Annotated in this window: 3 protein-coding genes; 1 reads left to right on the forward strand and 2 read right to left on the reverse strand. The window is 72.6% G+C overall.

What is annotated here, in order from left to right; genetic code table 11:
* Window positions 1-12: 12 nt before the first annotated feature.
* Together ACIQ8J_RS33930 and ACIQ8J_RS33935 are read right to left on the reverse strand one after the other, a co-directional pair.
* A complete protein-coding gene (locus ACIQ8J_RS33930; protein ID WP_403277692.1) occupies window positions 13-1191 on the reverse strand; it encodes an acyl-CoA dehydrogenase family protein in 1179 nt (392 codons plus the stop codon).
* Between the two features lie 47 nt (window positions 1192-1238).
* Window positions 1239-1631: a YybH family protein gene (locus ACIQ8J_RS33935; RefSeq protein WP_403277693.1), complete on the reverse strand. Its 393-nt coding sequence runs from the start codon at window positions 1629-1631 to the stop codon at window positions 1239-1241.
* Window positions 1632-1870: 239 nt separating this feature from the next.
* Here ACIQ8J_RS33935 and ACIQ8J_RS33940 point away from each other — a divergent pair.
* Window positions 1871-12786 (forward strand): type I polyketide synthase (locus ACIQ8J_RS33940; protein ID WP_403608068.1); only part of this gene is annotated, 10916 nt, incomplete at its 3' end.

A 12786-nucleotide genomic window follows, 5' to 3' on the forward strand; every position in this document is an offset into this window, starting at 1 on the left:
AGAAGCCGGGGATCAGAGGAAGAGCGTGTCGGGGTCGAGCCCGAGCAGGAACCGCCCGTGAAGTTCCAGGTTGGTGAGCGGCGTCATCATGCCGTGCCGGGACAGGCCCTCGATGTCCCGGTAGAAGCGCTGGAAGGGCTCCTTGCGGGACAGCGCGGAGGCACCCGTGACGTCGTGCAGCGTCTCGACCGACTCCTTGGCCAGTTGGATCGCGAAGCCGGACTCGCCGCGCACGGTGACGCTGTCCGCCACCGAGGGGTGCTCGCCCGCGTCGGCCCGCTCCTGCAGGACCCGTACGAAGCCGTCGATGAGGGCCCTGGCCGCCGTGATCCGGTTGGCGGCGCCCGCCACATGGATCTGGGTGAGCGGGTGCTGGCTCTGGTCGGTCCAGTTCGTGTACGTGATGCCACGCCCCGGCACCCGCTCGATGAACGCCTCGAAGGCGCCCTTGGCGATACCGACGTACACAGCGGCGGATACGGCCGTCACATAGGTGATGAGGCCGTAATTGCGGCCGGTGGCACCGGTGTTGGAGCGCCCCCCGGTGGTGCCGGTGACCAACTGCTCGGCGCCGGCGACCCGGCGGGCGGGGACGAAGACGTCCTTGGCCGTGGTGGTGAAGCTGCCGGTGCCGATGGCCGCGGTGACGTCCCAGTCGTCGGCGACCGTCAGTTCGTCCATCGGGACGAGCGCGTAGACCGGCTCGAACTCGCCGCCGGGGTGCTCCAGGAGCGCGGCCACGAAGTTCCAACGGGCGCCTCGGCAGCCGGTGTTGAAGTTCCAGCTGCCGTTGAGCACATATCCGCCCTCGGCGTGGGCCATGGTGGCGGTCGGCGCGAGACCGCCCGAGATGCGGACGGCGCCGTCCGCGAAGATCTCCTCCTGGACGTCGTCCGGGTAGAGCGTGGCCACCCAGGCTCCCTGCACCCAGGCACCCGCCACCCAGCCGGTCGAGCCGCAGCCGCGGGAGATCTCGGCGACCACCGCGATCTGGTCGGCGAGGGAGGCTTCGATCCCGCCGAACCGCCGGGGCACCCCGAGCCGGAACACTCCCGCCTTCTCCAGCAGTTCGATGTTCTCGTCCGGTATCCAGCGCCGGTCCTCGGCCTCCGCGCCATTGTCCCGGAGCTTCGGGACGATGGCCTTCACTGCGTCCAGTACGGACGCCGATTCGACGTCGGGCGTCGTCATCGTTTCTCCCTTTCCGATGTTCGGTAACCGAGTGGCAATCGCCTGGACTAGCCCTCGCTGAAAGGGTTGTCGACGGCGAACAGCCAGCCGCCGTCCGGACCGCGACGCAGCACGTCGAGGCCGGTGCCCGTCAGGTGCTGGTCCCCCTCCGGCGTCGTGACGTCGATCGACCAGTCCACGACCAGCAGGGCCGTGTCGCCGGTGATGTGCGACTCGCGCAGCTTGGCGGTCATCTTCGGCTTGAGCGCGATGAACTCGCGGAGCGCGTCCTTACGGGCCTGACCGGAGAGAGGGTTTCCCGGCTCCCATACGGAGATTGCGTCCTCGGTGTACATGCGATCCAGGGTCGCAATGTCACCGGAATTGAATGCCTGCACGTAGAGATTTCCGTGCTCCTCCGCGTCGTTGGCGGCTGCGGGGTTTTCAGAAGTGCTGGCCATGTCGAAGCAGCTCCCACTTTCTCTGGTGTAGAGGCCCGGGGTCGAGCGGTGGCCCGAAGGTAGCCGAACGCTCTCCACCGGGGGTTCATCGTCAGGCAACAGCCAGCTCACCGGCCCCCTGGTCAGAGGCAGTTACCGGCACATTACTGAGCACTGGGGTGCCCGTAGTCAGACTGTTGATCACATTCCCGAAATCACTTGGGCTGTTGTTCGTCGGCTATGAAGGGAATCGCTCGGCTATGAAGGAAATCGCTGTTGTCGGGATGTCCTGCCGCCTACCGAAGGTGCCTGGACCGCAGGCGTTCTGGGAGCTGCTGCGGACCGGTGGTACGGCTGTCACGGACGGCCCCAACGGGCGGCGCGGCGGATTTCTCGACGCGGTCGGTGAATTCGATGCCGGCTTCTTCGGCGTATCGCCGCGCGAGGCGGCAGCCATGGACCCGCAGCAGCGCCTCGTCCTCGAACTGGCCTGGGAGGCCCTGGAAGACGCCGGGATCGTGCCCGCGGCGCTCGGCGGCAGCCGCACGGGCGTCTTCGTCGGCACCCTGCGCGACGACTACACGAACCTGCTCTACCAGCACGGCACCGAAGCGATCACCCAGCACACCATGACCGGCCTGAACCGAGGCGTCATCGCCAACCGCGTCTCGTACCACCTCGATCTGCGCGGGCCCAGCCTCACCGTCGACACCGCCCAGTCCTCCTCACTCGTCGCCGTGCACCTGGCCTGCGAGAGCCTGCGGACCGGCGAGGCGGACACGGCCATCGCCGCCGGGGTGAACCTCAACATCCTCGCCGAGCACACGGTCACCGAGGAGCGCTTCGGCGGGCTGTCCCCCAGCGGCGCGAGCTACGCCTTCGACGCCAGGGCCGACGGCTTCGTGCCCGGCGAGGGCGGCGGCGCGGTCGTCCTCAAGCCGCTGGAGCGGGCGCTGGACGACAACGACCGCATATACGGAGTGATCCGCGGCAGCGCCGTCAACAACGACGGAGCCACCCCCGGCCTGACCGTGCCCAGCAGCGCCGCCCAGGAGCGGGTGATCCGGGAGGCGCACGAAAAGGCCGGCATAGACCCCCGCAGCGTGCAGTACGTCGAGGCGCACGGCACCGGCACGCCCGTCGGCGACCCGATCGAGGCGGCGGCGCTCGGCGCGGCGCTGGGCGCCGGACGGACCGACGGCGACCGGCTCCTGATCGGCTCGGTCAAGACCAACGTCGGTCACCTCGAAGGCGCGGCCGGCATCGTGGGGCTGCTCAAGACACTGCTCAGCCTGCGGCACCGGATGCTGCCGGCGAGCCGGAACTTCGAGACCCCCAACCCGGAGATCCCCTTCGAGGAGCTCGGCCTGACCGTTGCGGACACGACCGTTCCCTGGCCGCACCAGGACCGTCAACTGATCGCCGGCGTCAGCTCGTTCGGCATGGGCGGCACCAACTGCCACGTCGTGGTGACCGATGGCCCCGAGCCCGCCGTCCCCTCGGGGGAGGGCCCGATTCTGCCCGCCTCGCTGCCGTGGGTCGTCTCGGCCCGCGACGGAGCTGCCCTGCGGGCCCAGGCGGAACGGCTGCGCGACACCGTACGGGCGACGCAGGACGGACCCGACGCCTGGGACCCGGTGGACGTCGGCTGGTCGCTCGCCGCCACCCGCACGGTCTTCGCCCACCGGGCGGTCGTCCTCGCCGACACCGCCGACGCCGACCGCGCGGCGGCCCGCCGCGCCCTGCTCGGCGGAATCGACGCACTGGCCTCGGGGCGCCCTTCCCCGACGGTGGTCACCGGCACCGCGCGACCTGGCCGGCTCGCGCTCCTGTTCCCGGGCCAGGGCACCCAACGCCCCGGCATGGGAAGGGGGTTGTACGCCGCCCACCCGGCCTACGCGGCCGCGTTCGACGAGGTCTGCGCCCAGCTCGCTCCGCACCTGGAGCGGCCGCTCGCCGAGGTGATCGACTCCGGCGACGGACTCAACGACACGGCATGGACCCAGCCCGCGCTCTTCGCCGTCGAGGTCGCGCTGTTCCGGCTCGTCGAGTCCTGGGGCGTACGGCCCGACCTGCTGGCCGGACACTCCGTCGGAGAGATCGCCGCCGCCCATGTGGCGGGCGTGCTCTCCCTCGCGGACGCCGCCGCACTCGTCGCCGCGCGCGGCCGTCTGATGCAGGCGCTGCCGCCCGGCGGCGCGATGCTCGCGGTGGCCGCGGCCGAGGAAGAAGTACTGCCGCTGCTGGCCGGCCGACAGGAGCAGCTGACCGTCGCCGCCGTCAACGGCCCCACGGCCGTCGTGCTGTCCGGGGAGGCCGAGGCCATCGCCGAAGTGGCCGCCGTCCTGGCCGAGTCGGGCCGCCGTACCAAGCGGCTCACCGTCTCGCACGCCTTCCACTCGCCGCTGATGGAACCGATGCTCGCGGACTTCCGGGCCGTCGTGGACGGGCTGGAGTTCCACCGCCCGCACACCGGCATCGTTTCCACCGTCACCGGCCGCCCGGCCGAGCCCGACGAGCTCCGCTCCCCGGAGTACTGGGTCCAGCAGGTGCGCCGCCCCGTCCGGTTCCTCGACGCCGTACGGACCCTGGAGGACGAGGGCGTCACCACCTACCTCGAACTCGGCCCCGACGGCGTCTGCTCGGCCATGGCCGCCGACTCGCTGCGCGACGCCGACGCCGCGGTGACCGTCGCCGCGCTCCGCGCCGGGCGCCCCGAGACCCAGACCCTGCCCACCGCGCTCGCGACGGTCTTCGTGCACGGCACGGACGTGGACTGGACCGCGCCCTACGCCGCCACCGGCGCCCGCCGCACCGCGCTGCCCACCTACGCCTTCCAGCGCGAACGCCACTGGTTCGACACCACGGCCCGCCGGACGGCACCGGCGGACCCGGCCGGCCCCCGGCCCCCGGACACGGCCGCGCCCGGGTACCCCCCGGTGCGGCCGGCCGACGAGCGGGCCGTCGCCGACCTGGTCGCCGCGCACATCGCGGCGGTGCTCGGACACGCGGACCACCAGCGCGTCGATCATCAACTCACCTTCAAGGAGCTCGGGTTCGACTCCCTGATGTCGGTGGAACTGCGCTCCGCTCTCGCCACCGCCACCGGGCTGCGGCTGCCCAGCGGACTGCTCTTCGACCGGCCGACCCCGGCCGCGCTCATCGGCCACCTGACGGACCGACTGCTGGGCGCCGAAGAGCCGGAGGCCGTCGCCGCGCAGTCCGCCCCGGCCGACGACCAAGAGCCCATCGCCATCATCGGCATGGCCTGCCGCTACCCGGGCGGCGTCGCCTCGCCCGAGGACCTGTGGCGGCTGGTCGCCGACGGCGTGGACGCCGTGTCCGCGTTCCCCACCGACCGGGGTTGGGACGAGGGCCTCTACGACACCGACCCCGAGCGCACCGGGCACAGCTCCGTCGACCAGGGCGGATTCCTGCACGGCGCCGCCGAGTTCGACGCGGGGTTCTTCGGGATCTCGCCGCGCGAGGCCCTCGGCATGGACCCGCAGCAGCGGCTGCTCCTGGAGACCGCGTGGGAGGCCGTCGAGCGCGCCGGCCTCGACCCCCGCACCCTCGGCGGCAGCCGCACCGGAGTGTTCGTCGGCGCCACGGCCCTCGACTACGGACCCCGCATGCACGAGGCCGACCACACCGTCGCCGGCCACCTGCTCACCGGCACCACATCGAGCGTCATCTCCGGTCGGATCGCCTACCAGCTCGGTCTGATCGGACCCGCCGTCACCGTCGACACGGCGTGCTCGTCGTCGCTGGTGGCCCTGCACCTGGCGGTGGGCTCGCTGCGCTCGGGGGAATCCGCCCTCGCCATCGCGGGCGGCGTCACCGTCATGTCGTCGCCGGGCATGTTCGTCGAGTTCTCCCGGCAGCGCGGGCTCGCCTCCGACGGCCGCAGCAAGTCCTTCTCGGCCGACGCGGACGGCACCTCGTGGGCCGAGGGCGCGGGTCTGCTCCTCGTCGAGCGGCTTTCCGACGCCCGCCGCAACGGCCACCCGGTGCTCGCCGTGATCCGTGGCAGCGCCATCAACCAGGACGGTGCGTCCAACGGCCTGACCGCGCCCAACGGCCCCTCCCAGGAGCGCGTCATCCGCCGGGCGCTGGCCGACGCGCGCCTTGCGCCGGGCGACGTCGACGCCGTCGAGGCGCACGGCACCGGCACCCGCCTCGGCGACCCGATCGAGGCCGAGGCGATCCTGGCCACCTACGGCAGCGACCGCGCCGGCCGGGCGCCGGTGTACCTGGGCTCGCTGAAGTCCAACATCGGCCACGCCCAGGCCGCGGCGGGCGTCGGCGGCCTCATCAAGATGGTCCAGGCGCTGCGGCACGGAGTGCTGCCCCGCACGCTGCACGTGACGGAACCCACTCCGGACGTCGACTGGGCCGGCGCCGCGGCGGCACTCCTGACCGAGCAGCGCCCCTGGCCGGAGACGGACCGGCCGCGCCGGGCAGCAATCTCGTCCTTCGGAATCAGCGGCACCAACGCACACGTCATCGTCGAGCAGGCTCAGTCCACCGAAGGCCCGGCCGGCGATGCAGGCGCCGAGCCGTCGGCCACCACGGCCGGTGAGGGCATCCCCGACGCGCCACTGCCCTGGGTGCTCTCCGGCCGGACCGAAGCCGCGCTGCGCGCCCAGGCCGCTCGCCTCGCCGACCGGCTCCGCGACGGCGAGCACGCACCCGCCGCCGTCGGGTACGCCCTCGCGACGACCCGCACCGCCTTCGAGGAGCGCGCGGTCGTCACCGGGACCGGCACCGCCGACCTGCTCGCCGGACTCGACGCCCTCGCCGTCGGCCGGCAGACCCCCCTGGTACAGCGCGGAAGCTCCGACCAGAGCGGGCGCACCGCTTTCCTCTTATCCGGCCAGGGTGCTCAACGCCTGGGCATGGGAAGGGAGTTGTACGCCACCTACCCCGTCTTCGCGCACGCCTTCGACGCCGTGTGCGCCGAACTCGACGTGCATCTGGACCGCCCGCTGCGCAGCGTCCTGTTCGCGGCCGAGGCGACCGGGACCACCGAGCACCCGGCCGGGGCCGCCGCGGCGGACGCCGCTTCGCTGCACCGGACCAGGTACACCCAGCCCGCCCTGTTCGCCGTCGAGGTCGCCCTCGCCCGGCTGCTCGAACACCACGGTCTCACCGCGGACTTCCTCGTGGGCCACTCGATAGGCGAGCTGGCCGCCGCGCACATCGCGGGGGTGTGGTCGCTCGCCGACGCCGCCCGGCTGGTCGCCGCGCGCGGGCGCCTCATGGAGGACGCCCGCGCGGGCGGCGCCATGATCGCCATCCAGGCGACGGAGGACGAGGTCCGCGAGATGCTCGCCGACTACGACTACGAGGGCACGGTCTCGGTGGCCGCCGTCAACGGCCCCCAGGCCGTGGTGATCTCCGGCGACGCCGACGACGCCGCGACCGTGGCCGAGGCCTGGGAGGCCCGCGGCCGGCGCACCCACCGACTGCGGGTGAGCCATGCCTTCCACTCTCCGCACATGGACGAAGTCCTGGCGGACTTCCGGGCCGTGGCCGAACAGGTCACCTACCACGCCCCCCGCATCCCGCTCGTCTCCACCGTCACCGGCGAGCCCTCCCCGGACCACACCCTGTGCTCCCCGGACTACTGGGTGCGCCAGATCCGTGAACCCGTCCGCTTCCTGGACGCCGTACGGACCCTGGAGGCCCAGGGCGTCACGGTGCTGGTGGAGGTCGGCCCCGACGCCGTCCTCACACCGCTGGCCGATGCCGCTCGGACAGGCACCGGGGCGACCGTGGTGCCGCTCCAGCGTGCGGGCCGCCCCGAGGCCGAGACCTTCGTCGCCGCCGTCGCCCGCGCCCACACCGCCGGCGCCACCGCAGACATGGCCTCCTTCTTCCCCCGCGCCGGCCACGTCGACCTGCCCACCTATGCCTTCCAGCGCGAGCACTACTGGCTCGGCGCCGAGCCCCGCGGCGACGCCCGGCGTCTCGGCCTCGACCCCGCCGGGCACCCGCTCCTCACCGCGGCGGTGGAACTCGCCGGTCGCGACGAGACTCTCCTCACCAGCCGACTCTCCGTCAGCAGCCACCCCTGGCTCGCCGACCACGCCATCGAGGGCACCGTGCTCGTCCCCGCCACGGCCTTCCTCGAACTCGCCGTGGCCGCGGGCGACCGGACAGGTACCGGGCAGGTCGCCGAACTCACCCTGGAGGCGCCGCTCGCCCTGCCCGGGAGCCAGTCCGTACGCGTCCAAGTCGCGGTCGCCGCGCCCGATGCCACCGGCCACCGCCCCTTCACCGTCCACGCGAGCCCCGACACCGGCGAGGCCGAGCCCCGCCTGTGGACCCGGCACGCCTCGGGCCTGCTCGGCGCCGCCGCCTCCGCGGGGCAGGAACTGACCCAGTGGCCCCCGACCGGCGTCGCGCCGGAGCCCCTCGCCGACGCGTACGAACGCCTCAGCGCCCTCGGCTACGTCTATGGGCCCACCTTCCAAGGTCTGAGCGCGCTCTGGCGCGACGGCGACGACCTCTGCGCCGAACTGCGGCTGCCCGAGGACCAGCACGACGAAGCCACGCGCTACGCCCTCCATCCCGCTCTGCTCGACGCGGTGCTCCACCCGCTGGTGCTCGCCACCGCCGACCCCGCGCGGCCGGACCTCATCCGCCTGCCCTTCGCCTGGAGCGGCGTCACGGTGCACGCCACGGGGGCAACCGAACTGCGAGCCCGGATCTCGCCGGCCGGCCCCGACGCCGTCACCGTGACCCTGGCCGACGCGACAGGCGGACCGGTCGCCTCCATCCGCTCGCTCCACCTGCGGCCGACGCCCAGGAAAGCGCTGCGCGGGCCCGACGACGCGGTGCGCGACTCCCTGTTCGCAGTGGAGTGGCAGCCCGTCCTGGCTGCCGCGGCCGGAACGCCCCAGTGGACCGAGACGGCCGACGACGAACTGCCGGTCGCGTCCCACGGCGACATCGTGGTCCGCATGGCCGGTGGCGACCCGGGCGACCCATCGGCCACCGCCGGCCGCGCACTGCGGGTACTGCGGCGCTTCCTGGCCGAGGAGTGGTCCGACGCGACCAGGCTCGTCTTCGTCACCTCGCACGCCGTCGCGGTGCTGCCGGACGAGGAGGTGACCGGACTGGCCGAGTCGCCCGTCTGGGGACTGGTGCGATCGGCCCAGTCGGAACACCCCGGCCGCGTGGTGCTGGTCGATGTGGACACCCCGGACGCGCCACTGGCACACGCGCTGGCCTCGGGCGAGCCCCAATCCGCCCTGCGCGGTGGACAGTTGCTGGCGCCGCGGCTCATCCGGGAGGCCGCACGCGCCGCGAGCGAACCCACCTCCTTCGCCCCGGACGGGACGGTGCTCATCACCGGCGGCACCGGCGGACTGGGCGCGGTGCTGGCCCGGCACCTGGTGACCGCGCACGGCGTACGGCACCTCCTGCTGGTCAGCCGACGGGGCGAGTCCGCCCCGGGCGCCGCCGAACTCCACACCCAGCTAAGGGAGTTGGGCGCCGACGTGGTCATCACCGCGTGCGACACCGCCGACCGTGACGCACTGGCGGCCGTGCTCGCGGCGATCCCGGCGGAGCGCCCGCTGACCGCTGTCGTCCACACCGCGGGCGTACTCGCCGACGCGACCATCGCGACGCTGACCCCCGAGGGCATCGAGGGCGTCGTGCGCCCGAAGGCCGACGGAGCCTGGCACCTGCACGAGCTGACGAAGCATCAACAACTCACGGCATTCGTCCTGTTCTCCTCCGTGTCCGGCATCACCGGCGCGGCCGGGCAGGCCAACTACGCCGCCGCCAACACCTTCCTCGACGCGCTCGCCGCCCACCGCCGAGCCCAGGGCCTGCCGGGGCTCTCGCTCGCCTGGGGCCTGTGGGACAGCGGCATGGGCGGCACCCTCGCCGACGCGGACCTCGCCCGGTGGGCGCGCTCCGGGTTCCTGCCGCTCCCCGTCGACAAGGGGCTCGCGCTGTTCGACACCGCCCTCGGCGGCGCGGCGACCCTCGCCGTTCCGGCCGCGTTGAACCCCGCGGCCCTCGTCGGCGGCCCCGTGGCGCCGGTCCTCAACGGCCTCGTCCGCGCCCCCGCGAACCGCCGCACGGCGGCCCGCCCCGGCTCCGGGCCGACCGGAACGGACCCGGCATGGACCCGGAGCATCGCCGAACTCCCGGAGGGAGAACGGCTCGACGCGGTCCTCGACCAGGTCCGCGCCATCGTGGCGGGCGTACTGGGGCATGCCGACGCCGGCGGCGTCAACCCCGCCCACGCCTTCAAGGACATCGGCTTCGACTCCCTCGCGGGTGTCGAGCTCCGCAACCGCCTCGTCGCGGCAACCGGCTTGCAGCTGCCCGCCACCGCTGTCTTCGACCACCCCTCACCGGCCGCCCTCGCGCGCCATCTGCACAGCCGGCTCTCCGGATCCGACACCGCGGCGGTGCCGGCTGTCCGTATGCCGGTCGAGGACGATCCGGTTGTGATTGTGGGTATGGCGTGTCGTTTTCCGGGGGGTGTGGGTTCTCCGGGGGATTTGTGGCGTCTGGTGGCTGAGGGTGTGGATGCTGTTGGTGAGTTTCCGGGGAATCGGGGGTGGGATCTGGAGGGTCTGTATGACCCGGATCCGTCGAGGGCGGGTACGTCGTATACGCGGCATGGTGGGTTCTTGTACGGGGCGGATGAGTTTGATCCTGAGTTCTTCGGGATGTCGCCGCGTGAGGCGGTGGCGACGGATCCTCAGCAGCGGTTGCTTCTCCAGACGGCGTGGGAGGCCTTCGAGGACGCGCGCATCGACCCCGCCACCCTGCGCGGCACCAACACCGCGGTGTACACGGGCGCGATGTACGACGACTACGCCTCTCGCCTCGCCAAGAGCCCCGAGGAGTACGAGGGCTTCCTGCTCGCGGGCAACCTCTCCAGCGTGGTCTCCGGCCGGCTGTCGTACGCGTTCGGTCTTGAGGGTCCGGCGGTGACGGTGGACACGGCGTGTTCGTCGTCGCTGGTGGCGCTGCATCTGGCGGCCAACGCACTCCGCCAGGGCGAGTGCGACATGGCCCTGGCCGGCGGCGTGACGGTGATGTCGGGACCGAACACCTTCATCGAGTTCTCGCGGCTGCGGGGGCTGTCCGTGGACGGGCGGTGCAAGTCGTTCTCGGCCGCCGCGGATGGTACGGGGTGGTCGGAGGGTGTCGGGCTGCTGCTGGTGGAGCGGTTGTCGGATGCGCGTCGTCATGGGCGTCGGGTGCTGGCGGTGGTGCGGGGCAGTGCGGTGAATCAGGATGGTGCGTCGAATGGTCTGACGGCGCCGAACGGCCCTTCCCAGGAGCGGGTCATCCGGCAGGCACTGGCCAATGCGGGTCTGCGGCCGGATGACGTGGACGCTGTCGAGGCGCACGGCACCGGCACCCGTCTCGGTGACCCCATTGAGGCGCAGGCTCTGCTCGCCACCTACGGGCGCGACCGGTTACCCGAACAGCCCCTGTGGCTCGGCTCGTTGAAGTCGAACATCGGGCACGCCCAGGCGGCCGCGGGTGTCGGCGGGATCATCAAGATGGTGGAGGCGATGCGGCATGGGGTGCTGCCGCGGACGTTGCACGCGCAGGAGCCGTCGACGCATGTGGATTGGGAGGCCGGGTCGGTCCGGCTGTTGACGGAGGCGCGGGAGTGGCCGGTGGCGGACCGGCCGCGCCGGGCGGGCGTCTCCTCCTTCGGGATCAGCGGGACCAACGCGCACATCATCATCGAGCAGCCGGACATCGCCGACACCCCGGCGCGGACGGTCGTCGAGCCCGTACGCCAGGACCCCGCGGCCGTCCCCCTGTTCCTTTCCGCCCGGGACGAGACCGGCCTGCGGGCACAGGCCCGGCGCCTGCACACCCACCTCTCCGAGAACAGCGAACTGTCCCTCGCCGACGTCGGGTTGTCCCTGGTGACGACGCGATCCGTGCTGGACCGGCGAGCCGCGGTCGTCGGCGAAGGCCGCACGCACCTGCTGCACGGCCTTGATTCCCTCGCCCGCGGCGAGGAGTCCCACGCGGTCGTACGCGACGGCAGCACCGCGGCCCGCGGCAAGACCGCGTTCCTGTTCACCGGGCAGGGCAGCCAGCGCCTGGGCATGGGACGTGAACTCTACGCAGAGGTACCGGAGTTCGCCGCCGCGCTCGATGCCGTCTGCGCCCACCTGGACGACCTGCTGGCACGGCCGCTCCAAGAGGTGCTGTTCGCTTCCGAGGGCACCGCCGCAGCGGCGCTGCTCGACCGGACGGCCTTCACACAGGCCGCGTTGTTCGCCGTCGAGGTGGCGCTCTTCCGGCTGGCCGAGAGCCGTGGGCAGACCTCGGACTTCCTGCTCGGCCACTCCATCGGCGAGGTCGCCGCAGCACATGTGGCTGGGGTGCTGAACCTGGCGGACGCCTGCACACTCGTCGCCGCGCGCGGCCGGCTCATGCAGGCAGCGCGCGCAGGAGGCGCGATGGCCGCCCTCCAGGCGACGGAGGACGAGGCCCGGGAGGCACTGGCCGGCCACGGACCGGCCGCCGCGTCCATCGCCGCCCTCAACGGGCCCCGGGCCACCGTCATCTCCGGCGACGAGGCCGTGGTCGACGCGATCGCCGCGGAGCTGCGGGCGAAGGGGCACAAGAGCAAGCGGCTGCCGGTCAGCCATGCCTTCCACTCGCCGCACATGGACGAGGTGCTGGACGAGTTCCGCGCCGTGTGCGCACACCTCACCTTCCACGAGCCGCGCATCCCCGTCGTCTCCAACGTCACCGGTGGACTCGCGACCGCCGACCAGCTCCGCTCGCCGGACTACTGGGCCCAGCACATCCGGCAAGCCGTCCGATTCCACGACTGCGTGCGGTTCCTGGAGTCCGCCGGTGTCACCGAGTATCTGGAGCTGGGACCCGACGGCGTACTCACCGCCATGGTTCAGGACTGCCTGACCGCGGAGCCGGGCGCGGTCGTCCCGCTCCTGCGGTCCGGGCGCCCGGAAACCGTCACCGTGACGGCGGCGTTCGCCCTTCTGCACCTGAGGGGCAGCGCGCTCGACCTGCCCGCGACCTACCCGGGAGGCCACCGGATCGATCTCCCCACGTATGCGTTCCGGCGTGATCGTTTTTGGCTTTCGGGTTCGGTTGTGGCTGGTGATGTTGGGGGTCTTGGGTTGGTTGGTGTGGATCATCC

The organism is Streptomyces sp. NPDC094147 (genome assembly GCF_044764265.1).
Taxonomy (GTDB): domain Bacteria; phylum Actinomycetota; class Actinomycetes; order Streptomycetales; family Streptomycetaceae; genus Streptomyces.